General features: G+C 57.5%; 21 protein-coding genes, 4 tRNA genes and 1 riboswitch. Of the genes, 19 read left to right on the plus strand and 6 right to left on the minus strand.

Going from position 1 to position 23,172, the window contains the following annotated elements; all coding sequences use genetic code 11:
* The 10 genes from KDX30_RS21835 to astE all read left to right on the plus strand — a co-directional run bounded on the left by KDX30_RS21835 (position 1) and on the right by astE (position 11,462).
* Positions 1 to 1,113, plus strand: coding sequence for a succinylglutamate desuccinylase/aspartoacylase family protein (locus KDX30_RS21835; protein ID WP_122396612.1), 1,113 nt, complete (start codon positions 1 to 3; stop codon positions 1,111 to 1,113).
* Between the two features lie 22 nt (positions 1,114 to 1,135).
* Positions 1,136 to 1,900 carry an ABC transporter ATP-binding protein gene (locus tag KDX30_RS21840; protein ID WP_027900073.1) on the plus strand — a complete coding sequence of 255 codons (765 nt, stop codon included), beginning with the start codon at positions 1,136 to 1,138 and terminating at the stop codon, positions 1,898 to 1,900.
* A 161-nt stretch (positions 1,901 to 2,061) separates the two neighbouring features.
* The gene (gene argR, locus KDX30_RS21845; RefSeq protein ID WP_231677477.1) at positions 2,062 to 3,042 is read left to right on the plus strand and encodes a transcriptional regulator ArgR; all 981 of its coding nucleotides are present in this window, start codon (positions 2,062 to 2,064) and stop codon (positions 3,040 to 3,042) included.
* 512 nt (positions 3,043 to 3,554) lie between these two features.
* Positions 3,555 to 4,775 (plus strand): aspartate aminotransferase family protein, encoded by a 1,221-nt coding sequence (locus KDX30_RS21850; RefSeq protein ID WP_027900075.1) that lies wholly within the window; start codon positions 3,555 to 3,557, stop codon positions 4,773 to 4,775.
* A gap of 147 nt (positions 4,776 to 4,922) precedes the next feature.
* Positions 4,923 to 5,954 (plus strand): arginine/ornithine succinyltransferase subunit alpha, encoded by a 1,032-nt coding sequence (gene aruF / locus KDX30_RS21855; RefSeq protein WP_027900076.1) that lies wholly within the window; start codon positions 4,923 to 4,925, stop codon positions 5,952 to 5,954.
* Positions 5,955 to 6,028: 74 nt separating this feature from the next.
* Positions 6,029 to 7,054, plus strand: a complete 1,026-nt coding sequence (gene astA, locus KDX30_RS21860; RefSeq protein ID WP_027900077.1) for an arginine N-succinyltransferase — start codon at positions 6,029 to 6,031, stop codon at positions 7,052 to 7,054.
* Complete coding sequence (gene astD, locus KDX30_RS21865) at positions 7,051 to 8,520, plus strand: succinylglutamate-semialdehyde dehydrogenase (RefSeq protein ID WP_231677481.1); 1,470 nt, start codon at positions 7,051 to 7,053, stop codon at positions 8,518 to 8,520. Before astA ends, astD begins: the two co-directional genes overlap by 4 nt.
* A gap of 207 nt (positions 8,521 to 8,727) precedes the next feature.
* Positions 8,728 to 10,074 carry an N-succinylarginine dihydrolase gene (gene astB / locus KDX30_RS21870; protein ID WP_122704459.1) on the plus strand — a complete coding sequence of 449 codons (1,347 nt, stop codon included), beginning with the start codon at positions 8,728 to 8,730 and terminating at the stop codon, positions 10,072 to 10,074.
* Between the two features lie 63 nt (positions 10,075 to 10,137).
* A complete protein-coding gene (locus KDX30_RS21875) occupies positions 10,138 to 10,422 on the plus strand; it encodes a hypothetical protein (RefSeq protein WP_027900080.1) in 285 nt (94 codons plus the stop codon).
* 32 nt (positions 10,423 to 10,454) lie between these two features.
* Entirely contained in the window at positions 10,455 to 11,462 is a 1,008-nt protein-coding gene (gene astE, locus KDX30_RS21880; protein WP_231677478.1) for a succinylglutamate desuccinylase, read from the plus strand.
* A 190-nt stretch (positions 11,463 to 11,652) separates the two neighbouring features.
* On the opposite strand, the gene KDX30_RS21885 is transcribed toward astE, so the two are convergent.
* Positions 11,653 to 12,162 carry a 6,7-dimethyl-8-ribityllumazine synthase gene (locus KDX30_RS21885; protein ID WP_095094594.1) on the minus strand — a complete coding sequence of 170 codons (510 nt, stop codon included), beginning with the start codon at positions 12,160 to 12,162 and terminating at the stop codon, positions 11,653 to 11,655.
* 126 nt (positions 12,163 to 12,288) lie between these two features.
* Positions 12,289 to 12,434: riboswitch (FMN riboswitch) on the minus strand.
* A gap of 181 nt (positions 12,435 to 12,615) precedes the next feature.
* Here KDX30_RS21885 and ltaE point away from each other — a divergent pair.
* From ltaE to KDX30_RS21920, 7 genes are all read left to right on the plus strand, one after another.
* Complete coding sequence (gene ltaE / locus KDX30_RS21890; RefSeq protein WP_231677479.1) at positions 12,616 to 13,620, plus strand: low-specificity L-threonine aldolase; 1,005 nt, start codon at positions 12,616 to 12,618, stop codon at positions 13,618 to 13,620.
* 144 nt (positions 13,621 to 13,764) lie between these two features.
* A complete protein-coding gene (alaS, locus tag KDX30_RS21895) occupies positions 13,765 to 16,389 on the plus strand; it encodes an alanine--tRNA ligase (protein WP_231677480.1) in 2,625 nt (874 codons plus the stop codon).
* Between the two features lie 96 nt (positions 16,390 to 16,485).
* Positions 16,486 to 17,718, plus strand: coding sequence for an aspartate kinase (locus KDX30_RS21900; RefSeq protein ID WP_027900085.1), 1,233 nt, complete (start codon positions 16,486 to 16,488; stop codon positions 17,716 to 17,718).
* A 170-nt stretch (positions 17,719 to 17,888) separates the two neighbouring features.
* Positions 17,889 to 18,077, plus strand: coding sequence for a carbon storage regulator CsrA (gene csrA / locus KDX30_RS21905; RefSeq protein WP_002554426.1), 189 nt, complete (start codon positions 17,889 to 17,891; stop codon positions 18,075 to 18,077).
* A gap of 62 nt (positions 18,078 to 18,139) precedes the next feature.
* Positions 18,140 to 18,230: transfer RNA gene (locus KDX30_RS21910), tRNA-Ser, on the plus strand.
* 108 nt (positions 18,231 to 18,338) lie between these two features.
* Positions 18,339 to 18,415 (plus strand) — tRNA-Arg (locus tag KDX30_RS21915).
* 72 nt (positions 18,416 to 18,487) lie between these two features.
* Positions 18,488 to 18,564: transfer RNA gene (locus KDX30_RS21920), tRNA-Arg, on the plus strand.
* 43 nt (positions 18,565 to 18,607) lie between these two features.
* On the opposite strand, the gene bamE is transcribed toward KDX30_RS21920, so the two are convergent.
* Entirely contained in the window at positions 18,608 to 19,126 is a 519-nt protein-coding gene (bamE, locus tag KDX30_RS21925; protein WP_122396608.1) for an outer membrane protein assembly factor BamE domain-containing protein, read from the minus strand.
* Positions 19,127 to 19,444: 318 nt separating this feature from the next.
* Between bamE and mgtE the strand changes: the two genes are divergently transcribed.
* Positions 19,445 to 20,887, plus strand: coding sequence for a magnesium transporter (gene mgtE / locus KDX30_RS21930; protein ID WP_027900087.1), 1,443 nt, complete (start codon positions 19,445 to 19,447; stop codon positions 20,885 to 20,887).
* Between the two features lie 155 nt (positions 20,888 to 21,042).
* Here mgtE and KDX30_RS21935 read toward each other — a convergent pair whose 3' ends face one another.
* The 3 genes from KDX30_RS21935 to KDX30_RS21945 form a co-directional block, all read right to left on the minus strand.
* Entirely contained in the window at positions 21,043 to 21,372 is a 330-nt protein-coding gene (locus tag KDX30_RS21935; protein WP_027900088.1) for an Arc family DNA-binding protein, read from the minus strand.
* A gap of 421 nt (positions 21,373 to 21,793) precedes the next feature.
* A complete protein-coding gene (locus KDX30_RS21940; RefSeq protein ID WP_027900089.1) occupies positions 21,794 to 21,979 on the minus strand; it encodes a PA3371 family protein in 186 nt (61 codons plus the stop codon).
* A 49-nt stretch (positions 21,980 to 22,028) separates the two neighbouring features.
* Positions 22,029 to 22,280 (minus strand): hypothetical protein, encoded by a 252-nt coding sequence (locus KDX30_RS21945; RefSeq protein WP_099267518.1) that lies wholly within the window; start codon positions 22,278 to 22,280, stop codon positions 22,029 to 22,031.
* Between the two features lie 315 nt (positions 22,281 to 22,595).
* Between KDX30_RS21945 and KDX30_RS21950 the strand changes: the two genes are divergently transcribed.
* Positions 22,596 to 22,672 (plus strand) — tRNA-Arg (locus KDX30_RS21950).
* A gap of 84 nt (positions 22,673 to 22,756) precedes the next feature.
* On the opposite strand, the gene KDX30_RS21955 is transcribed toward KDX30_RS21950, so the two are convergent.
* Entirely contained in the window at positions 22,757 to 23,080 is a 324-nt protein-coding gene (locus KDX30_RS21955) for a hypothetical protein (RefSeq protein ID WP_231677482.1), read from the minus strand.
* Between the last annotated feature and the right edge of the window lie 92 nt (positions 23,081 to 23,172).

Below are 23,172 nucleotides of genomic sequence, written 5' to 3' on the forward strand. Positions count from 1 at the left end.
ATGCAAAGAACCGATCATGTATTGCCGTGGAGCACCCTCGGCACCGAGCGCCACCTCAGCGTGTTCCGTTTCGGCAGCGGCGAGCGCAAGGCCTACATTCAGGCCAGCCTGCACGCCGATGAACTGCCGGGTATGCGCACGGCCTGGGAGCTGAAGAAGCGTCTGGCCGAACTGGAAGAGCAGGGCGCGCTCAAGGGCGTTATCGAACTGGTACCGGTCGCCAACCCGATTGGCCTGGGTCAGTTGTTGCAAGGCGCACATCAAGGCCGTTTCGAGTTTGGCAGTGGCAAGAATTTCAATCGCGATTTCTCCGAACTGAGCGAGCCGGTGGCCGAATTGCTTGAAGGCCAGTTGGGTGATGACCCGCACAGCAATGTGCAATTGATCCGTCAGGCCATGACCACGGTGCTGGCTAATTTGCCTCCAGCTGAAAGTGAGCTGCGCGGCATGCAGCGGATTCTGCTGAGTCACGCCTGCGTGGCCGATGTGGTGCTCGACCTGCATTGCGACGCCGATGCTGCATTGCACATGTACGCCTTGCCGCAGCACTGGCCGCAATGGCGCTCGCTGACCGCGCATTTGAATGTGCAAGTGGCTTTGCTGGCGGAAGACTCGGGTGGCAGCTCGTTCGACGAGGCCTGTTCGCTACCGTGGTTGCGTCTGTCGCGGATTTTCCCTGATGCGCAGATCCCGCTGGCCTGCCTGGCAACTACCATTGAACTGGGCGGTCAGGCCGACACCGGTAAACCTGAGGCCGAAGCTCATGCCGAAGGCATTCTGGCGTTTCTTGCCGAGCAAGGTTTTATCAGTGGTGACTGGCCGCAGGCAGCCCATGAAGAGTGCGAAGGGATGCCGTTCGAAGGCACTGAATTGCTGTTCGCCCCGCACCCTGGCGTGGTGAGTTTCCTGCGTGAAGCAGGCGCCTGGGTCGAAGTGGGTGAGCCGCTGTTTGAAGTGATTGATCCGCTGTCTGACCGGGTCAGTACTGTTTGCTCGAATACCGCCGGGGTGTTGTTTGCCATCGAGCGACTGCGTTACGCCCAGCCGGGCTTCTGGCTGGCCAAGGTGGCGGGTCGTACTGCCCGACGTCAGGGTCGCTTGCTCAATGACTGACCCATTTGTGAGAACTGAAAGCATGAACAAACTGGAAGTCCAGGACCTGCACAAACGCTATGGCAGCCATGAAGTGCTCAAGGGAGTCTCCCTGACCGCCAAAGCGGGCGATGTGATCAGCATCATTGGCTCCAGTGGTTCGGGCAAAAGCACCTTCCTGCGTTGCATTAATCTGTTGGAGCAGCCCCATGCGGGCAAGATTCTGCTCAACAACGAAGAGCTTCAGCTGGTCGCCAACAAAGACGGCAGCATGCGTGCTGCGGACCCGAAACAGCTGCAACGCATGCGTTCGCGTCTGTCCATGGTGTTTCAGCACTTCAACTTGTGGTCGCACATGACCGCGCTGGAAAACATCATCGAAGCTCCGGTGCATGTGTTGGGTGTGTCGAAAAAAGAAGCGCTGGAAAAAGCCGAGCATTACCTGGCCAAAGTAGGCGTTGCTCACCGTAAGGACGCCTATCCGGGGCATATGTCCGGTGGCGAACAGCAGCGTGTGGCGATTGCCCGTGCGTTGGCAATGGAGCCGGAGGTGATGCTGTTCGACGAACCGACCTCCGCGCTGGACCCTGAGCTGGTGGGTGACGTACTCAAAGTCATGCAGGCCCTTGCTCAGGAAGGCCGGACCATGGTCGTGGTGACGCATGAAATGGGCTTCGCCCGTGAAGTCTCCAACCAATTGATCTTTCTCCACAAAGGCGTGGTCGAAGAGCGCGGTGATCCTCGTGAAGTCCTGGTCAATCCGCAGTCCGAACGTTTGCAGCAGTTCCTGTCGGGTAGCTTGAAGTAACGAAAAGCTACGTTTTGGCGATGCGTTTCGAGACGTAACCGTTCATGCTGCGCGGCAAGCAGCATGAGCTGATTGCAGTAGATTCAGCCTGGGCGTCGATGCCCGCCCCATAAGCTGTGCACACAGTATTAACAACAGCGACACGTTTCGGATTGCATGCCATGACCGCTCAACGAATTGGTTTTCTTATCTGGCCCAGCACCAAAGCCCTGACTCTGGCGCTGGCCGAGGAAGCCTTGCGTGTCGCCCAGCGCGTCCATCCGGAAGTGCTTTACGAACTGTCGTTTCTGCAAGCCGAAGCGCCCGCCGAGGGTGCATGGCAATTGCCCGGCGAGCCTTGGGCGGGGCGGCTGGAAGGTTGCCAGAAGCTGTTTTTGCTGGCTGATGAGCCACCTTCGGCGGTCAACTCCACCTTGGCCTCGGCGCTCAAACAGTTAGTGCGTTCCGGTTGCGTGATAGGTGGGTTATCGGCGGGTGTTTACCCGCTGGCTCAGTTGGGGCTGCTGGATGGTTATCGCGCTGCGGTGCACTGGCGCTGGCAGGATGATTTTACCGAGCGTTTCCCCAAAGTGATTGCCACCAGCCATCTGTTTGACTGGGATCGTGATCGGTTGACCGCGTGTGGCGGCATGTCGGTGCTCGATCTGTTGCTCGCCGTGCTGGCGCGTGATCATGGCGCCGAACTGGCGGGCGCAGTGTCTGAAGAACTGGTAGTGGAGCGCATTCGTGAAGGCGGTGAGCGCCAGCGTATTCCGTTGCAGAATCGCCTGGGGTCCAGCCATCCGAAGTTGACTCAGGCTGTGCTGCTGATGGAAGCCAATATCGAAGAGCCGCTGACCACTGATGAAATTGCCCAGCACGTGTGTGTCTCGCGTCGGCAACTGGAGCGGATCTTCAAGCAGTACCTCAATCGCGTGCCGAGCCAGTATTACCTGGAGCTGCGCCTCAACAAGGCGCGACAGATGCTGATGCAGACCAGTAAATCCATCATCCAGATTGGCTTGTCCTGTGGTTTCTCCTCAGGGCCACACTTCTCCAGCGCCTACCGCAACTTCTTCGGCGCGACCCCCCGTGAAGACCGCAACCAGCGCCGCAGCAGCAGCCCGTTTGAATTGTCGTCGGTGCCTGCAGAGCGGGGTTGAGCCGGCAGGTTTTGCGATCTTCCCCTCTGGGAGATTCTATGTCTGCCTGCAAGGCTTCTGAAAACCTGAATGACCCCTGGGCTGATCTCGGACCTGTGGGAGCGAATTTATTCGCGAAGGCAATATCAAGACTCATAAAGATGCGTCGGATGTACTGGCCTCTTCGCGAACGAATTCGCTCCCACAGGGTTTGGTGATCTGTCTGTGATTGCTTGCCTGCGGAAAGGTTGAATGCGGTTCACTTTAGATCGCGGTGTCCTTATCGCGGGCAAGCCTCGCTCCAACGGGACCCCGTTCCAAATGATTACGCATCTGTATCTGCAACTCTGCGCCCGCAACGTTTAAACTGCGCCTTTGCGATGGTTAATGTCGCATTGCCGAAAGTCACTGAAAAACCCGGTTTTGTGCTGTAACAAGTTGTCGCCTGGCGGCAAGGCCGGAGTCAAACCAGTCCTTACAATCTTCCCATCGCTCGCCAGTTTCAGGCAGGCGTTCCTCTTCAGGAGACTCCGATGTCCGTTGAGCAAGCTGCGGTGCAACGCGCCGATTTCGACCAGGTAATGGTCCCCAATTACGCTCCAGCCGGGTTTATTCCTGTGCGCGGTGCGGGTTCCCGAGTGTGGGATCAGGCGGGTCGTGAACTGGTTGATCTCTCCGGCGGGATTGCCGTCAACGTACTGGGCCACTGCCATCCGGCGCTGGTGGGTGCCTTGACTGAGCAGGCCAACAAGCTCTGGCACGTTTCCAACGTTTTCACCAACGAGCCAGCCCTGCGTCTGGCGAAGAAGCTGGTGGACGCGACATTCGCCGAGCGCGTGTTCTTCTGTAACTCCGGTGCCGAAGCCAACGAAGCCGCTTTCAAGCTGGCGCGCCGCGTTTCCCACGATCTGTATGGTCCGGACAAGTACGAAATCATTGCCGCACTGAACAGCTTCCACGGTCGTACGCTGTTCACCGTGACCGTGGGTGGTCAGTCCAAGTACTCCGACGGCTTTGGGCCGAAGATCACTGGCATCAGCCACGTGCCATTCAACGATCTGGCAGCGCTCAAGGCCGCGATCTCTGACAAGACTTGCGCCGTGGTGCTGGAGCCTGTTCAGGGCGAGGGTGGCGTATTGCCTGCCGAACTTGAGTACCTGCAAGGTGCCCGTGCACTGTGCGACGAGCACAAAGCGCTGCTGATCTTCGATGAAGTGCAGTGTGGCATGGGCCGTAGCGGTCGTCTGTTTGCCTATATGAATTACGGTGTTACGCCGGACATCCTGTCCAGCGCCAAGAGCATTGGCGGCGGCTTCCCGATGGCAGCCATGCTGACTACCGAAAAGCTCGCCAAGCACTTCGCCGTCGGCGTTCACGGTACGACTTACGGCGGCAATGCCCTGGCGTGCGCCGTGGGTAACGCAGTGATGGATGTGGTCCACACTCAGGAAGTCCGCGACGGCGTAACGGCCAAACATGCGAAGTTCAAGGCCCGCCTGGAGCAGATCGGCGAGAAATACGGTGTTTTCACCCAGGTTCGTGGCATGGGCCTGTTGATTGGTTGCGTGCTGACCGATGCCTGGAAAGGCAAGGCCAAGGACTTCTTCAACGCTGCCGAGCATGAAGGGGTGATGATTCTGCAAGCCGGTCCTGACGTGGTGCGTTTTGCTCCGAGTCTGGTGATCGAAGACGCTGACATCGACGAAGGTCTGGATCGCTTCGAGCGCGCTGTGGCCAAGCTGACTCAGGCTTGATGGCGGGCTGATCCAGCGCAACACCTTCCGGCGTTTGCCTGCACGGTAAGCGTTGGACATTTTCCTGTGCCATGTGGCGTTGATCCACGTGGCGCTTTTTTTCTGTGCCGGGTTTGCCCGGTCTGTGTTCTGGTAAGGAGTGGCACCATGCTCGTGATGCGCCCCGCGCAAATGGCTGATCTGGCCGAGGTTCAACGCCTCGCTGCCGACAGCCCGATCGGTGTCACGTCCCTGCCTGACGATGCGGGGCGGCTTGGCGACAAGATCGCCGCTTCGGAAGCTTCGTTCGCGGCCGAAGTGAGCTTCAATGGCGAAGAAACCTACTTCTTCGTACTGGAAGACAGCGAAAGCGGACGACTGGTGGGCTGCTCCGGGATTGTCGCTTCGGCGGGCTATTCCGAACCCTTTTACAGCTTCCGTAACGAAACCTTCGTTCACGCCTCTCGCGAGCTGAAGATCCACAACAAGATTCATGTTCTGTCCCAGTGCCACGACTTGACCGGCAACAGCCTGTTGACCAGTTTCTATGTGGTCCCTGAACTGGTGGGCAGTGCATGGTCGGAGCTTAATTCCCGGGGGCGTCTGCTGTTTGTCGCCAGCCACCCGGAGCGTTTCGCGGATTCGGTGGTGACCGAGATCGTCGGTTACAGCGATGAAAATGGCGACTCGCCGTTCTGGGATGCCATCGGGCGCAACTTCTTCGATTTGAACTATGCCGCAGCCGAACGTCTGTGTGGGCTGAAAAGCCGGACGTTCCTCGCCGAGCTGATGCCGCATTACCCGATTTATGTGCCGCTGTTGCCGGACGCCGCCCAGGAAGCTATGGGCCAGGTGCATCCGCGGGCGCAGATCACCTTCGACATCCTGATGCGCGAAGGCTTCGAGACCGATCACTACATCGACATTTTCGACGGTGGCCCGACCCTGCATGCGCGTGTTTCCGGGATTCGCTCCATCGCTCAGAGCCGCTTGGTGCCCGTTAAAATCGATGCTCAACGATCCACTGACACCGGTTCCGGCGGCCGTCTGTATCTGGTTGCCAATGGCTTGTTGCAGGATTACCGGGCGATATTGCTGGAACTGGACTGGGCGCCAGGCAAGCCGGTCGCCCTGAGTCTGGCAGCAGCCGAGGCCCTGGGTGTTGGTGAAGATGCCAGCGTGCGGGTCGTGGCGGTCTGATACGCCTTTGAATGTGGATGGCTGGTTTAGCGAGTTTCGCCGTTTCCCGAGGGAAGTGGTATTGAGGAGATAGCATGATCGTTCGTCCCGTAAGCAGCAGTGACCTGCCAGCGCTGATCGAGTTGGCGCGCAGCACAGGCGCTGGCCTGACGACTTTGCCCGCCAATGAAGAACGCTTGGCGCACCGGGTCGGTTGGGCGGAAAAGACCTTTCGCGGCGAAGCCGGGCGCGGTGATGCGGATTACCTTTTCGTGCTTGAAGACGATGACGGCCGCGTAGTGGGTATTTCCGCCATCGCTGGGGCGGTTGGCCTGCGCGAGCCCTGGTACAACTATCGAGTGGGGCTGACGGTCAGCGCTTCTCAGGAATTGAATATCTATCGGGAAATCCCGACCCTGTTTCTGGCCAATGACCTGACCGGTAATTCCGAGCTGTGCTCGCTGTTCCTGCACAGCGACTTCCGTAACGGTTTGAACGGGCGTCTGCTGGCCAAGGCGCGGATGCTGTTTATCGCGGAGTTCCCGCAGTTGTTTGGCAACAAGATCATCGCCGAGATGCGCGGTATGTCCGATGAAAATGGTCGGTCGCCGTTCTGGGAAAGTCTGGGGCGACACTTCTTCAAGATGGAGTTCAGCCAGGCGGATTACCTGACGGGCGTCGGTAACAAGGCGTTCATTGCTGAGCTGATGCCCAAGTTTCCGCTGTACAGCTGCTTCCTCTCCGAAGATGCCCGTAACGTGATTGGCCGGGTGCACGCCGACACCGAACCAGCGCTGACCATGCTCAAGGCCGAAGGCTTCAGCTATCAGGGTTACGTGGATATCTTCGACGCCGGTCCAGCGGTTGAGTGCGAGACTGCGAAGATCCGCGCCGTGCGCGACAGTGCGCCTTTGGTGCTGGCCATCGGTACGCCGGGTGACGATGCCACACAGTTCCTGATTCATAACCGCAAGCGTGAGGAGTGCAGAATCACTGTGGGCGCGGCGCGCTTTGCGGCCGGTACATTGGTGGTTGCCCCGGCGACCGCCAAGCGCCTGCGCCTGAGTGCGGGCGACAATGTCCGTGCGGTTCCGCTGTCCCCGGCGCGGGAGGCTGTCTGATGAGCACCTTGTATATCGCAGGCAACTGGCAGGCCGGGCAGGGCGAGGCGTTCGAGTCGCTCAATCCGGTGACTCAGCAGGTTGTATGGTCCGGGCAAGGTGCAACGGCCGCTCAGGTAGACGTTGCCGTGCAAGCTGCGCGTCAGGCTTTTCCCGCATGGGCGAGTCGCACCCTGGAAGATCGCATCACGGTGCTGGAAGCTTTCGCCGCCAGCCTGAAAAGCCAGGCAGACGCTTTGGCGCAGTGCATTGGTGAAGAAACCGGCAAGCCGCTCTGGGAGTCGGCGACCGAAGTGACCAGCATGGTCAATAAAATCGCTATTTCCGTACAGAGCTACCGGGAGCGCACCGGCGAGAAGAGCGGCCCGCTGGGCGACGCGAACGCGGTGCTGCGCCACAAGCCCCATGGCGTGGTCGCGGTGTTCGGTCCGTACAACTTTCCCGGGCATCTGCCCAACGGACACATTGTCCCGGCTTTGCTGGCGGGCAATGCCGTCGTGTTCAAACCCAGCGAGCTGACCCCGAAAGTCGCCGAACTGACGGTCAAGTGCTGGATTGAGGCCGGTTTGCCTGCCGGTGTATTGAATCTGCTGCAGGGCGGTCGTGACACCGGTATCGCCCTGGCCGCCAATTCTGGCATCGATGGATTGTTTTTCACCGGTTCGAGCCGTACCGGCAATGCTCTGCATCAGCAGTTTGCCGGTCGTCCCGAAAAGATTCTTGCGCTGGAAATGGGCGGCAATAATCCGCTGGTCGTCGACGAAGTTGGCGATGTAGAGGCTGCGGTGTACACCGTTATTCAGTCGGCATTCATCTCCGCCGGGCAGCGCTGCACGTGCGCGCGACGCTTGCTGGTGCCACAGGGCGTCTGGGGCGATGCGTTTCTGGAGCGTCTGGTTGAGGTCACGCGCAACATCGAAGTGGGCGCTTACGATCAGCAGCCCGCGCCGTTCATGGGCTCGGTCATTTCGCTGCATGCGGCCAGTGCCTTGCTGGCGGCTCAGGAGCAATTGCTTGCCAATGGCGCTTTGGCGTTACTGGAAATGACCCAGCCACACGCCACGTCGGCGTTGCTCACACCAGGCATTATTGACGTGTCCGAGGTCAGCGATCCTCTTGATGAAGAGCTGTTCGGGCCGCTATTGCAGGTGCTGCGTTATTCGGATTTTGATAACGCCATCGCCTTGGCCAATGACACTCAGTACGGCCTGGCTGCCGGTCTGCTGTCGGATTCCGAAGCGCGTTACAAACAGTTCTGGCTGCAGAGCCGGGCAGGGATCGTCAACTGGAACAAACAGCTGACTGGCGCGGCGAGCAGCGCACCGTTTGGCGGGGTAGGGGCTTCCGGTAATCACCGGGCGAGTGCGTATTACGCGGCGGATTATTGCGCGTATCCGGTGGCCTCGCTGGAGAGCAGCAGCCTGACCTTGCCCGCGACCCTGACGCCGGGTGTGCGATTGTCATGACTGTCGTGCAGTAAACATTGAACCTGTAGGAGCTGCCGAAGGCTGCGATGGCGGAGTGTCAGGATGAATGCTTCGCAGCCTTCGGCAGCTCCTACAGAAAATCCATGTCAGTTCAGTAAGTTATATGTTGTTTGATAAAGCTGCCCAAGGCTGCGAAGCGATGATTGAACCTTACGCTTATAAGAAAAGATCCACGGAGCCGAGCCGATGAAATCATACGAAGTCAATTTTGACGGCCTGGTCGGGCCGACGCACAACTACGGCGGTCTGTCGTACGGTAACGTCGCCTCGCAAAGCAACTGCCTGCAGTCCTCCAATCCTCGCGAGGCTGCGTTGCAGGGCCTGGCGAAGATGAAGGCGTTGATGGACATGGGGTTTACCCAGGGTGTCCTCGCGCCACAGGAGCGTCCGGATATCGCCGGTCTGCGCCGTCTTGGCTTTAGCGGCACAGACGCACATGTGATCGAGCAGGCTGCCAGGCAAGCCAAACCTCTGCTGGCTGCCAGTTGTTCAGCCTCGAGCATGTGGGTCGCCAACGCCGCAACGGTCAGCCCGAGCGCCGACACCGCTGATGGCCGCGTGCATTTCACCGCCGCCAACCTGGCCTGCAAATACCACCGCAGCATCGAGCACCCGACCACCAGCCGCGTGCTGGCGGCGATGTTCGCCAATTCGCAACACTTTGCCCACCACGCGGCACTCCCTTCTGTTGCCCAGTTTGGTGATGAGGGCGCCGCCAACCACACGCGTCTATGTCGTGACTATGGCGAGGCGGGGGTGGAGTTTTTCGTGTTCGGGCGCAGCGCTTTTGATTCGCGATTTCCTGAGCCGCAGAAGTACCCTGCGCGCCAGACCCTCGAAGCATCCCAGGCCGTGGCTCGCTTGCATGGTTTGAGTGACAGCGCCGTCGTTTTCGGTCAGCAGAACCCGGCGGTGATTGATCAGGGTGTGTTTCACAACGATGTGATTGCCGTGGGTAACGGCGAAGTGTTGTTCTATCACGAGGACGCATTTCTCCATACCGAGCGCATGCTGGCTGAATTGCAGGACAAGCTTGCCCGTTGCGGCGGCCAGCTCCAGCCGATTTGCGTTCCGCGTGCCGAAGTTTCGGTCGAAGATGCGGTGCGTTCGTACCTGTTCAATAGCCAGCTATTGTCCCGCCCCGATGGCACCATGTTGCTGGTCGTGCCCGAAGAGTGTCGCGGCAATGAGCGAGTCTGGCGTTACCTGCAAGAGCTGACCGCGGGTGCTGGTCCGGTCAGGGAGGTTAAAGTCTTTGACCTCAAGCAGAGCATGCAGAATGGCGGCGGCCCGGCGTGCCTGCGTCTGCGGGTCGCGCTCAATGAAACCGAGCTGGCGGCGGTCAATCCCGGGGTTATCATGACCGCGCCGCTGTACGACACGCTGACCCAGTGGGTCGACAGGCATTATCGTGACCGCATGAGCGAAGATGATCTGGCAGACCCGCAATTGCTGGTCGAATGCCGCGGAGCATTGGATGAATTGACGCAAATCCTTAAACTGGGCGCAGTTTATCCTTTTCAGCTGGCCTGAAATTCTGGCGGGTGGTGCCTGGCACGACCCGCCGTCCTTACCTATCCATAGAGAACACCGATTATGAGCGACACCCTGCAGTTGATCCTTGAAGACACCGATGGCACCCAACTGGAAACCTCCTGCACCCGCGTTGCGGTCGTCTGGCAGGGCAAGGAAATCTGGATTCAGCACGATGGCCGCGGCCAGTTGCTGATCGGCGTCGATGTCGAAGAAGGTGATGCCGAGTACGCCAACCTGTTGTTGCGTCCTCTGGCGACCAACCTGGTCAGCCTGCAGCTGGAAATGGAGCCTGCCGACGTCGGTGAAGACGAAGAGCATGTGCACGGCCCGGACTGCAATCACTAAGACTCACTTCACCCACTACGGGAACAGTGCCTATGCTCGCCCTCGGTAAACTGCTTGACCTGACTTTGGCTGGACGTGAACCGGCAGAAAAGACTCAAGTGACAGTCGCCGGAGTGCGATTGCGATGGCTGAGCGAAGGTGCGCTGGAAGTGCGTCCTGCCCAGGATCGGGACAACGGCACGGATTTGCTGTTGTCCGCCGGAATCCATGGCAACGAGACGGCACCTATCGAGCTGCTGGATGAATTGATCCGCAGCATTGCCCGCGCCGAATTACAGCCGCGGGCACGTATTCTTTTCCTGTTCGGTAATCCCGACGCCATGCGCCGTGGCGAGCGGTATGTTGAGCAGGACGTCAATCGGCTGTTCAACGGTCGTCATGAGCACAGCGGTGGAGCTGAGGCGTTACGCGCCTGCGAGCTGGAGCGGCTGGCGGCGACGTTTTTCAGCATTCCGGATCGCTACCGTTTGCACTACGACCTGCACACGGCGATTCGTGGTTCGAAGATCGAACAATTCGCGCTGTATCCCTGGAAAGAAGGGCGTCAGCATTCGCGCCGGGAGCTGGCGCGGTTGCAGGCAGCAGGCATGACGGCGGTATTGCTGCAGAAAAAACCCTCTATCGTATTCAGCGCCTATACCTACGACAAGCTCGGGGCCGAGGCTTTTACCCTTGAGCTGGGCAAGGCGCGACCGTTCGGGCAGAACCAGGAAGTTGATCTGACTCGCTTGCGCACGCGTCTGGAGCAGATGATCGAAGGCACTGAGCCCGCGGTGGACGAAAGTCTTGAGGGTTTGCAGCTGTTCAGCGTTGCCCGGGAAATCATCAAGCACAGCGATGGTTTCAGGCTGCACTTGCCCTTGGACGTGGAAAACTTTTCGCCGCTGGATAAAGGCTACGTTCTGGCTGACGACCTGAGCCATTCACGCTGGATAGTAGAAGAAGAGGGCGCAAGGATCATCTTCCCGAATCCCAAGGTCAAAAACGGGCTGCGGGCGGGGATATTGATCGTGCCGGCTACAGCGGACGGGCTGGTCTGAGCCTGACGCGATAATTGCGGCGCTCTCGCAGATTTTGCGCGATCTCAGAATTGCAGAGCACCTGTGGGAGCGAATTCATTCGCGAATAGGGCAGTACATTCGATAGATATCTGTCGGTTGTAATGCCGCTTTCGCGAATGAATTCGCTCCCACAGGTTCATCGCCAACCCGTGAGAGCGATACCAGTCAATCAGCCGACTTTCTTCTGCCCTTCACTCCGGCGAATCGCACGCACTTTAGCAACGGTATCCGCGCAGGTTTTCGCCGCTTCCTGGCCTTTGTGCAGGAAGTGTTCGAAGAAGAACTTCAGGTGTTCTTCGCCTGCGTGGAAGTGGTGAGGGGTGAGGACTACCGAGAACACCGGCACTTCAGTTTCCAGCTGTACTTGCATCAGCGCGCTGACCACCGACTGAGCGACGAACTCGTGGCGATAGATCCCGCCATCCACAACGAGGGCTGCGCCGACGATGCCTGCGTAGCGGCCGCTGTTGGCCAGCAGTTTGGCGTGCAATGGGATTTCAAAGGCGCCGCCGACTTCGAAGAAATCGATGTCCGCTTCGGTGTAACCATGATTAGCCATTTCAGCGATGAAGCCGATTTTGCTCTGATCGACAATATCCTTGTGCCAGCAGGCCTGGATAAAAGCGATACGCTCGTTCGCGTGGTTTTTGCTTTTGCTGTCGATTGCGGTGGGTTGCATCTGTTCTGTCTCCTGTCTATAAAAAAACAGGGCACTTTGGATCGAATGGGAAGGTCAGGCTAAGCCCGGCAATCATGGGAACGAAATCCGTTCGTGACGATGCGCGATGCGTTGCAGTGGTGCCAATCCCGTTCTCTCTTCATCCGGACTATGACCGTCGGCCCCGGAATCTCACCAGGTCTGCTGACCCTGCGTTTGCAGGCGCTCGCGGGCTAGACGCATTGCGCGTCATTACCGCCGGTGGGGAATTGCACCCCGCCCTGAGAACGTTGCCGCTGAAATATTTCAACGGCGCGCATTTTTTATCACAGTTTTACTGAATGTGCTTGGACGCATTCCTACAGTCGTCCTGACTTTTTCTTATAAGAAAGTCTTGGAATTCAACACCAGCGCCTTGATTATTCCTATCCGTAACCTCACAACTGAGGTTCGTCTTTTCCAGGGAGCTTTACCGTGACGGTTATCGACTTGCGCAGCGACACAGTGACTCAGCCCACTCATGGGATGCGCGCCGCCATGGCGCAGGCACCGCTGGGTGATGATGTCTACGGTGAAGATCCGACGGTCAATCGTCTTGAGGGCTGGTTGGCGGACCGACTCGGGTTCGCGGCTGCGCTGTTCGTCCCGACCGGCACGATGAGCAACCTGTTGGGCTTGATGGCCCACTGTGAGCGTGGCGATGAATACATCGTCGGCCAACAGGCCCACACCTATAAGTATGAAGGTGGCGGCGCAGCGGTCCTGGGCTCCATTCAACCGCAGCCGCTGGAAAACCGGGCCGATGGTTCGCTGGACCTGGATCAGGTGCTGCAAACCATCAAGCCTGACGATTTCCATTTTGCCCGCACCCGTCTGCTGGCCCTGGAAAACACCATGCAGGGCAAGGTCCTGCCGTTGAGCTATCTGGCGGCAGCCCGCGCATTCACTCAGCAACATGGCCTGGCGCTGCATCTGGATGGCGCCCGGTTATACAACGCCGCAGTGAAACTGGGCGTTGATGCGCGGGAAATAACTCAGCATTTTGATTCGGTGTCAGTGTGCCTGTCCAAGGGGCTGGGTGCGCCGATTGGTTCGGTGCTGTGCGGCTCTCAGGCGTTCATCGACAAGGCCCGCCGCTTGCGCAAAATGGTCGGCGGCGGCATGCGTCAGGCCGGGATGCTGGCGGCAGCGGGCCTGTATGCGCTGGAGCATCAGGTCGAGCGTCTGGCCGATGATCACGCCAATGCCGCATTTCTGGGTTCTGCACTGACGGAGCTGGGTTACTCGGTTGAACCGGTGCAGACCAATATGGTTTATGTGCACATCGGCGATCGCGCTCAGGCGCTCAAGGCGTTCTGTGCCGAACGCGGTATCACGCTCAGTGCTGCGCCGCGTCTGCGGATGATCACTCACCTGGATGTTTCCCGTCAGCAACTCGAGACCGTAATCACAGCATTTGCTGACTTTTCCCGCACTTGAAGCGCCGATAGTCCAGTAGCTTTGTTCTATCGTACAAACAGACTGTACCGTTGACGCAACGCCTATATAATGCGGCCCTTTGCCGTCGCTACGTCATATGACGTTTTGCACTTGCCTCTGGCCGCAGTCTCCGTGGAAGAACCTATGAAAAGCGCAGAAATCCGTGAAGCCTTCCTTGGCTTCTTCGAAGAGCAAGGCCACACCCGTGTAGCCTCAAGTTCCCTGATTCCGGGCAACGACCCGACCCTGCTGTTTACCAACGCAGGTATGAACCAGTTCAAGGACTGCTTCCTGGGCCAGGAAAAGCGAGCCTATACCCGTGCAGTGACCAGCCAGAAATGTGTGCGTGCCGGTGGCAAGCACAACGACCTGGAAAACGTCGGCTACACCGCGCGTCACCACACATTCTTCGAAATGCTGGGCAACTTCAGCTTCGGTGATTACTTCAAGCGTGATGCGATCACCTACGCCTGGACCTTCCTGACCTCGGAAAAATGGTTGAACCTGCCCAAGGACAAACTCTGGGTAACGGTCTACGCCAGTGACGACGAGGCTTACGATATCTGGACCAAAGACATCGGCGTACCTGCCGAGCGCATGGTCCGTATCGGGGACAACAAAGGCGCGCCTTACGCGTCCGACAACTTCTGGACCATGGGCGATACAGGCCCGTGTGGTCCTTGCACCGAGATTTTCTTCGATCACGGCCCTGAAATCTGGGGCGGCCCACCAGGCTCGCCGGAAGAAGACGGCGACCGTTACATCGAAATCTGGAACAACGTTTTCATGCAGTTCAACCGCACCGCTGACGGCGTGTTGCACCCGCTGCCTGCGCCGTCGGTAGACACCGGCATGGGCCTGGAGCGCGTCAGTGCTGTTCTGCAGCACGTGAACTCCAATTACGAAATCGACCTGTTCCAGAGCCTGCTGGCTGCTTCGGCCAAAGCCATTGGCTGCGGTAACGACAGTCAGGCTTCGCTGAAAGTCGTGGCTGACCACATTCGTTCCTGTGGCTTCCTGATTGCTGATGGCGTGCTGCCGTCCAATGAAGGTCGCGGTTATGTGCTGCGTCGGATCATTCGTCGTGCCTGCCGTCACGGTAACAAGCTGGGCGCCAAGGGCAGCTTCTTCTATCAGATCGTTGCCGCGCTGGTTGCCGAGATGGGTACTGCGTTTCCTGAGCTGGTTCAGCAGCAGGCGCACATCGAGCGCGTGCTCAAGGCCGAAGAAGAGCAGTTCGCCAAGACCCTGGAGCAGGGCCTGAAGATCCTCGAACAGGATCTGGCTGAACTCAAAGGTAATGTCGTGCCGGGTGACGTGGTGTTCAAACTCTACGACACCTACGGTTTCCCGATGGACCTGACTGGCGACATCGCCCGTGAGCGCAACCTGACTCTCGACGAGGAAGGTTTCGAGCGCGAGATGGATGCGCAGCGTGTTCGCGCCCGTTCTGCCAGTTCGTTCGGCATGGACTACAACAGCCTTGTCAAAGTCGACGTGGCGACCGAGTTCACTGGCTACAAAGCGACTCGCGGCGAAGCGAAGATCGTGGCCCTCTATAAAGACGGTCAGAAAGTCGAGCAGTTGAGCGAAGGCGAAGAGGGCGTTGTAGTCCTTGATACCACGCCGTTCTACGCCGAGTCGGGTGGCCAGATTGGTGATGCCGGTTACCTCAGCGCTGGTGAAGTACGCTTCGATATTCGTGACACCACCAAAACCGGTGGCGCTTTCCTGCACCATGGCGTTGTCGCTGCCGGCACCTTGACGGTGGGCGCTTCGGTCAACACCGAAGTCGATGCCGAGGTGCGTAACGCCACGGCGTTGAACCACTCCGCGACTCACTTGCTGCACGCAGCCTTGCGCAAGGTGTTGGGCGAGCACGTTCAGCAAAAGGGCTCGTTGGTCGACAGTCAGCGCCTGCGCTTCGACTTCAGCCATTTCGAATCCATCAAGCCTGAGCAGTTGAAAGCGCTGGAAGACATCGTCAACGACGAAATCCGCAAGAACACGGCAGTCGAGACGGTCGAAACCGACATCGAAACTGCGAAGGCGCGTGGCGCCATGGCGCTGTTCGGCGAGAAGTACGGCGACAGCGTGCGCGTGCTGAGCATGGGCGGTGATTTTTCCGTCGAGCTGTGCGGTGGTATTCATGCCACTCGCACCGGCGACATCGCAGTATTCAAGATTGTCAGCGAAGGCGGCGTGGCCGCTGGCGTTCGACGCATTGAGGCGGTCACCGGCGCAGCTGCGCTGGGCTACCTCAATGCTGCAGAAGATCAACTCAAGGAAGCCGCGACGCTGGTCAAAGGCAACCGCGAGAACCTGTTGGACAAGCTGACGGCTGTGCTTGAGCGCAACCGTCTGCTGGAAAAACAACTGGAGCAATTGCAGGCCAAGGCGGCCAGCGCAGCGGGCGACGATCTGTCTTCCTCCGCGCTGGATGTCAAAGGCGTGAAAGTGCTGGCCGTGCGCCTGGACGGTCTGGATGGCAAAGCGCTGTTGGCGCTTGTCGATCAGTTGAAGAACAAACTCGGTCGCGCAGTGATCCTGCTCGGCAGTGTGCATGAAGACAAGGTCGTACTGGTTGCAGGCGTAACCAAGGACCTGACTGGCCAACTCAAAGCCGGTGATTTGATGAAGCAGGCCGCTGCGGCCGTAGGTGGTAAAGGCGGCGGTCGTCCTGATATGGCGCAAGGTGGTGGTGTTGACGCGGGGGCGCTGGATGCAGCGCTGGCGTTGACCGTGCCTTTCGTCGAGCAGGGTATTTAAGTCGACCTTCCGGAGCAGCCACGCACAGGCGTGGCCGCCCGGCGCTTGGATTTAACGTTTAATGGGCGCCCTTAATCGGGCAGAGGCGGCTTTGAGATGGCTTTGATCGTACAGAAATTTGGAGGCACCTCGGTGGGCTCTGTAGAGCGTATCGAGCAGGTTGCCGACAAGGTCAAGAAATTCCGTGAGCAGGGCGACGACCTTGTGGTTGTGCTTTCTGCCATGAGTGGCGAAACCAATCGCCTGATCGACCTTGCCAGGCAGATCAGCGATCAGCCGGTTCCTCGTGAGCTGGATGTGATCGTATCGACAGGCGAGCAGGTGACGATCGCCCTGTTGGCCATGGCGCTGATGAAGCGTGGCGTGCCAGCAGTGTCGTACACCGGTAATCAGGTCCGTATCCTGACGGACAGCGCGCACAACAAGGCGCGTATTCTGCAGATCGATGACCAGAAGATTCGTGCCGACCTGAAGGCTGGCCGTGTGGTTGTGGTCGCCGGTTTCCAGGGCGTGGACGAGAACGGCAACATTACGACCCTGGGTCGTGGTGGTTCTGACACCACTGGCGTGGCATTGGCTGCGGCGCTGAAGGCCGATGAATGCCAGATCTACACCGATGTCGATGGTGTTTACACCACAGATCCACGTGTGGTCTCCCAGGCTCAGCGTCTGGACAAGATTACCTTCGAAGAGATGCTGGAAATGGCCAGCCTCGGTTCCAAGGTATTGCAGATCCGTGCGGTGGAGTTTGCCGGCAAGTACAACGTCCCGCTGCGCGTATTGCACAGCTTCAAGGAGGGTCCAGGTACCCTCATTACCATTGATGAAGAGGAATCCATGGAACAGCCGATCATTTCCGGCATCGCCTTCAACCGCGATGAGGCCAAGCTGACCATCCGTGGCGTGCCAGACACCCCGGGTGTGGCGTTCAAGATTCTCGGGCCGATCAGCGCCGCGAATATCGAAGTCGACATGATCGTGCAGAACGTTGCGCACGATAACACCACCGATTTCACCTTCACTGTTCACCGCAATGACTACCAGGCTGCCTTGCAGGTGCTGGAAAACACTGCGCGTGAAATCAATGCCCGTGAAGTGATTGGCGATACCAAGATCGCCAAGGTATCGATTGTTGGCGTGGGCATGCGTTCTCACGCAGGTGTTGCCAGCCGCATGTTCGAATCGCTGGCGAAGGAAAGCATCAATATCCAGATGATCTCGACGTCGGAAATCAAGGTTTCGGTGGTGATCGAAGAGAAGTATCTGGAGCTGGCGGTACGTGCGCTGCACACCGCTTTTGAGCTGGATGCGCCTCGACAGGGCGAGTGATGGTATCGGCAAGGGGCGCGGACTGACTGCGCCTCTTGCGTTATTGCCGGGCGAAAACTGTTCTTTTGCTTTTGCCGGTCGATACCTTGGTGACAGCCGCGCTACTGCCGCGGTTGTCGCCTTCGGTTTGCAGACTGTTGTTCCTGAATGTAGTGCGTGAGGAGAAAGGTATGCTGATTCTGACTCGTCGTTGCGCAGAAAGCCTGATCATTGGTGATGGAGAAATCACCGTGACCGTGCTCGGCGTCAAAGGTAACCAGGTGCGCATTGGTGTTAATGCACCCAAGGAAGTCGCTGTCCACCGTGAAGAGATTTACCTGCGCATCAAGAAAGAGAAGGACGAAGAACCAAGCCATTAATTTTTATTGAATTTTTGGTTTGCAAACGGGGAAAAGGGTGGTTATTATACGCCCCGTGTTGCGGAGAGCTGGCCGAGTGGCCGAAGGCGCTCCCCTGCTAAGGGAGTACACCTCACAAGGGTGTCGGGGGTTCGAATCCCCCGTTCTCCGCCATTATTTGCGTAGTACGTTGTATCTGGCTTTAATCGGTAAGTTGTTGAATTTACTAGAAAAAAGTTCTTGACCAAAAGATTCGACGGCCTATAATGCGCGGCAACAAATGCACTCGTAGCTCAGCTGGATAGAGTACTCGGCTACGAACCGAGCGGTCACAGGTTCGAATCCTGTCGAGTGCACCATTTAAGAGTTGTTTGCAGTAATGCAGGTGACTTTGTTGTAACCAGCGGTGATCTGGTTTATCAAGCGCTAATGCACTCGTAGCTCAGCTGGATAGAGTACTCGGCTACGAACCGAGCGGTCACAGGTTCGAATCCTGTCGAGTGCACCAAACACCAAAAAGCCCGTATCGTCTGATACGGGCTTTTTGCTTTCTAGCGTTTGCCTTTTACGCAGTCGTGCTCGTCGAATGTGACCTGGCTACTGCGGCCTTTCTTCTCGTTATACACGTATCGCGTCTCGCCATTTCTGCTTGAGACCTTGTCGGGTCTGCCCAGCAAGCTTTCTACGTCCTTGCGCGTCATGCCGGGTGGCGTCTGCTGATTGATGATCGCCCGTCGACGTTGCTCGGGGCTCAGGCGGTTGCCGCATCCGTCGTCACGCTGACCGACTATTACCAATTCTTCTGATTGAGCAGCTTTTGATTGAGCGGCTTGTGCTGATCTTCTACCGGATCTGTCCTGCTGTTCAGCGCCGGGAAGCAACGGCGTAACCGAGCCGGGCGGCGCGTTGTAAGCGTCTTGCCACTGTACGTCCTCTCCGCTTGGGCAGCCCAGGGTGGTGAAGGTGATGTTGCCGGTAGCGTCTTCGCAGCGCAGAACGCTCGATGCTTGCAGCAAGGTTGAAGAGCATAGCAGGGCGAGGCCTAGAAGGCGGGCGTGCGTTTGGTTCATCTGGGGTCTTCCGTAACGGATGTCGCAAAAGACTAGTCAAGGTCATTTGGCCGGGCAGGTGTTTTCTTGGCGGGATGTGTCGTCGAAGGTCTATTGCCGCGCAGATTATGAAGTTTGTGTTGCAAGCGCTTGTTCTGGCCAGAATTTTGTAGCGTGCAATGTGGTCAAGCGGTGTATGATTGCGCCCGTCAGCCCCGCCGGGGCTTGTGGAAAACCTCCATGGACTTACCCAGTAGTTACTCAACAGTTTCTTTAAGCAATCATGCATTAACTGATTGATCTCCCGGCGTGCTCCGCTGCTGGGAGTGGAGTTCGCCTATGTCCGAAATCGAAGTAAAAAAAACGCAGGATAGTTTGCAGGATCGTCTGGCTCAGGTTATCGAGCTCCTGCAGCGCCAGCGTATTGTTGAAGACCTGACTCATCGTCAGGAAGGTCAGAATCAAGACCGTGTAGAAAATCTGGTTCACCGGCAGAACCTGGTCGAGCTGCAACGCAAGCTCGAAGATCTTCACTCTGCCGACGTCGCCTACATCCTGGAAGCATTGCCTCTCGAAGATCGTCTGACGGTCTGGCAGTTGGTCAAGGCGGACCGCGATGGCGACATCCTCCTCGAAGTATCCGATTCCGTTCGGGAAACGCTGATCGCCGACATGGACGATCACGAGCTTCTGGCTGCCGCCAAGGAAATGGACGCCGACGAACTGGCTGACATTGCCCCCGAGCTGCCCCGGGATGTTGTCCATGAGCTGATGGAAGCTCTGGACACTCAGCAGCGTGAGCGTGTGCGTTCTGCGCTGTCGTACGATGAAGAGCAAGTCGGCGCGCTGATGGACTTCGAGATGGTCACGATCCGTGAGGATGTGAGCCTTGAAGTCGTTCTGCGCTACCTGCGTCGTCTGAAAGAGCTGCCGGGGCACACCGACAAGTTATTCGTAGTCGATTACGACGGCGTGCTCAAGGGCGTGCTGCCCATCAAGCGCCTTCTGGTCAATGACCCTGAGAAGCAGGTGTCGGAGGTCATGGCCAATGATCCGGTGAGTTTTCACCCGGATGGTGATGCCTACGAGGCCGCTCAGGCGTTCGAGCGTTACGACCTTATCTCCTCGCCGGTGGTGGACAAGAACGGCAAGCTGATCGGCCGTCTGACCATCGACGAAATGGTTGACCTCATTCGTGAAGAGAGCGAAACCGAAGTCCTCAACATGGCCGGTTTGCGTGAAGAGGAAGACATCTTTGCTTCCGTCTGGCGCTCACTGCATAACCGTTGGGCGTGGCTGGCAATCAACCTGATCACTGCATTCCTGGCTTCGCGTGTGATTGGCTTGTTCGAAGGCTCTATCGAGAAGCTGGTCGCGCTGGCAGCCTTGATGCCGATTGTGGCCGGGATTGGCGGTAACTCGGGTAATCAGACCATCACAATGATCGTGCGGGCCATGGCGCTCGACCAGGTCAATACCGGCAACACCAAGCGCCTGCTGCGCAAAGAGCTGGCGGTGGGGCTTATCAACGGTGTCGTGTGGGGTGGGGTGATTGGGGTCGTGGCGTATCTGCTCTATGGCAGCTGGTCGCTGGGTGTCGTGATGACAGCGGCCATGACACTCAATCTGCTGCTGGCAGCCCTGATGGGGGTCACGATCCCTATGGCGCTGTCCAAGCTCGGCCGAGACCCGGCAATGGGGGCGAGCGTCATGATCACAGCAGTCACCGACAGTGGTGGCTTCTTCATCTTCTTGGGGCTGGCCACCATCTTCCTGCTTTAGTTGTTTTAGCTGCATAAAAAAACCGCCCTCGCAGGCGGTTTTTTTATGGTTCGCGGATATGTCTTACAAGGTGGTACTACAAATAACTAAGCAATAAAAATCCGCGAATAAAAAAAGCCAGCAATTACGCTGGCTTGAAAAACTTGATCTTGCGATCAGTCTTCGTTGTCTGCAGCCAGCTCAGTGTCGTGTGCAATCAGTGACACCAGTGCGTTCTGCTGACGGTGGGACAATTGACGAAAGCGTTGCAGCAATTCACGTTCATGCAGGGACAGCTCAGGACTGTCGAGGCGCAGGCTAGGTTCGTCGCCCAGTGCACCTTCCTGAATCAAGCTTTGTTCGAGGCGAGCAATGATTTCTGAGTTCATGCTGCGATGGTGGTTTTTAGCTACCTCTTGCACACGATTACGCATGCCGTCTGGTAGACGTACGACGAACTTGTCAGCCGTGCGGCTGGAATAAGTAGCCTGTTTCATAGGGCTCATATATTTAACCGGTTAGTTCAGGGGGAGCGGTTCTTGCAAGTCGCCGCATGGATGTCAATCTGTGACAGCCCTTTTGGCGAAATGTTCAACCGTGTTCTCAAGAGGCCAGCATCATGCCCCAATCTGCCATATCCTTGGCGTCAATTCTGTGACAAATATTGACTCAGATAAAGGCGATTAGCCAGCACCAATTATCAGAATTGCGAGCGAATTAGCAAAGCCCTAAAGCATCCGCTCATCTGTAAGGTGCGAATTCGTACCTTTTACGAGCCCATGACTGCCGTGATGGCTATTTGTCAGCTTAGAAGGTTGCCAGTGGAATACGAATGCTGGCCGACAGACGTGACGGGTAGCCCGCCAGTCCCGCGCTTGACGCTTCGCTGGATCGCAAATGATGGATCCGCAGAGGAGGGGGTTGCAGTTAACGAAGTACCGGGTCGAATTTGAAACGGCGACCGAGGATCAGAGCGACAACAAACAGAACCGAAAACACACCAGCAGCGATCTTTGCAGCACTACTCAGCCCTTCAGCCGTTGCAGGCAACTGAAAGTCAACAGCTACAGCCAGCAAGGCAAGGAGGATGAATGACACAGCGGACTTGGACATGGCGGTTCTCTTTTCGATTATTCGTTGCATCACGGAGGCGTGGAAGACTTCAGAAAACCCAGCGAGGCTCAGTTCTCAGATTTGCTGAGCCAGAGGCTTGGGAATCGCCGTCATTGGCAAGCGTCACAGCTTGAGGCTTGTTGCTGCGATCAGTCATGACCGCCAGCTGCGGTGCCTGGCGCAGCAGGTGGTGCGGCTGAGTCTGCAGCGCGGTTTGCTCTGCTTTACCATCGTCCTGAAAATGAAAAGCCACCAGTGCAACCAGCGCTGCAGCGTTCAACACTGAAAGGGTGATGTTCATTTTCATTTACCTCCGATGGAACTTTCTTAAGGAAGGGTCTCTACCGTCAGTAATAGTGCAGTCTGCATGCCAACTTTGATTGCTAATAAAACCCTTATAAATCAATAGCTTGAAATGTCTGCAGGAGGGTGTTTGCATGCGTTTTGCAATGATGGCCATATGAAACGTTGCAAAATGCATGACCGTGCAGATTTCGGGCAAATTAAACGGATATGGACCACAGCCGTGTAAGCCAAAGACGACATGACAAAATGGTCATGTGTCGTTAACATGCACGCCGTCCTCGCTGGCACAGTTCTGTGTGCTGGCCACTGCGTCTCAGTAGCTCAATTGGATAGAGCATCCCCCTCCTAAGGGGAAGGTTGGCAGTTCGAACCTGCCCTGGGACACCATCTGACTCAAAGCTTCTTGCAGTCTCCTGGTCTCCTTTTTCTTCTGAAAACCGGCGTCTATCGGGCTACCACTATTTCCTGGTGCTAAGAAGTGACGTCTCCCAGCGACCGATACCACTCCGCGTACGGTGTATTGACGACCTTGTGCCTGTTGAAGTCCGGTGCACCGTCCTTCCACCACACCGGCCCACGTTCCCCCAAGGCCACTTTCGCCGACTGAACGGCTGATCTCGCCGCCGTCATCTCATCAGGATCACCCGACGCCTTTGCTGCCTTGACGGAGCAGCGTGCGGCCATCAGGTCTTTCACCAGGCGCTGGCGCTCATTCTCATCCAGTGCAGGATTGGAACAGCGCCACAGTTGCCCTTTGACAATGAAATAACGGCCATCCGGGGTTACGGGGTTCAGGTTGAAAGCTCCTGTCATCAACATGCGATTGGAATCAGTCTGTAGGAGCGCACGAGCACCGCGAGGCCGCGATAGCGGTTTTTCAGGCAGAT

Source organism: Pseudomonas quasicaspiana (assembly GCF_021147825.1).
Lineage (GTDB): Bacteria > Pseudomonadota > Gammaproteobacteria > Pseudomonadales > Pseudomonadaceae > Aquipseudomonas > Aquipseudomonas quasicaspiana.

What these genes read in the sequence shown, in the direction of transcription:
- KDX30_RS21945 (WP_099267518.1), bottom strand. Translation starts at nt 22,280, where the DNA reads ATGAACATCACCCTTTCAGTGTTGAACGCTGCAGCGCTGGTTGCACTG.
- KDX30_RS21935 (WP_027900088.1), bottom strand. Translation starts at nt 21,372, where the DNA reads ATGAGCCCTATGAAACAGGCTACTTATTCCAGCCGCACGGCTGACAAG.
- KDX30_RS21850 (WP_027900075.1), top strand. Translation starts at nt 3,555, where the DNA reads ATGTCCGTTGAGCAAGCTGCGGTGCAACGCGCCGATTTCGACCAGGTA.
- KDX30_RS21900 (WP_027900085.1), top strand. Translation starts at nt 16,486, where the DNA reads ATGGCTTTGATCGTACAGAAATTTGGAGGCACCTCGGTGGGCTCTGTA.
- astA (WP_027900077.1), top strand. Translation starts at nt 6,029, where the DNA reads ATGATCGTTCGTCCCGTAAGCAGCAGTGACCTGCCAGCGCTGATCGAG.
- KDX30_RS21885 (WP_095094594.1), bottom strand. Translation starts at nt 12,162, where the DNA reads ATGCAACCCACCGCAATCGACAGCAAAAGCAAAAACCACGCGAACGAG.
- csrA (WP_002554426.1), top strand. Translation starts at nt 17,889, where the DNA reads ATGCTGATTCTGACTCGTCGTTGCGCAGAAAGCCTGATCATTGGTGAT.
- argR (WP_231677477.1), top strand. Translation starts at nt 2,062, where the DNA reads ATGACCGCTCAACGAATTGGTTTTCTTATCTGGCCCAGCACCAAAGCC.
- KDX30_RS21875 (WP_027900080.1), top strand. Translation starts at nt 10,138, where the DNA reads ATGAGCGACACCCTGCAGTTGATCCTTGAAGACACCGATGGCACCCAA.
- astB (WP_122704459.1), top strand. Translation starts at nt 8,728, where the DNA reads ATGAAATCATACGAAGTCAATTTTGACGGCCTGGTCGGGCCGACGCAC.
- alaS (WP_231677480.1), top strand. Translation starts at nt 13,765, where the DNA reads ATGAAAAGCGCAGAAATCCGTGAAGCCTTCCTTGGCTTCTTCGAAGAG.
- mgtE (WP_027900087.1), top strand. Translation starts at nt 19,445, where the DNA reads ATGTCCGAAATCGAAGTAAAAAAAACGCAGGATAGTTTGCAGGATCGT.
- KDX30_RS21835 (WP_122396612.1), top strand. Translation starts at nt 1, where the DNA reads ATGCAAAGAACCGATCATGTATTGCCGTGGAGCACCCTCGGCACCGAG.
- aruF (WP_027900076.1), top strand. Translation starts at nt 4,923, where the DNA reads ATGCTCGTGATGCGCCCCGCGCAAATGGCTGATCTGGCCGAGGTTCAA.
- KDX30_RS21840 (WP_027900073.1), top strand. Translation starts at nt 1,136, where the DNA reads ATGAACAAACTGGAAGTCCAGGACCTGCACAAACGCTATGGCAGCCAT.
- astE (WP_231677478.1), top strand. Translation starts at nt 10,455, where the DNA reads ATGCTCGCCCTCGGTAAACTGCTTGACCTGACTTTGGCTGGACGTGAA.
- KDX30_RS21940 (WP_027900089.1), bottom strand. Translation starts at nt 21,979, where the DNA reads ATGTCCAAGTCCGCTGTGTCATTCATCCTCCTTGCCTTGCTGGCTGTA.
- bamE (WP_122396608.1), bottom strand. Translation starts at nt 19,126, where the DNA reads ATGAACCAAACGCACGCCCGCCTTCTAGGCCTCGCCCTGCTATGCTCT.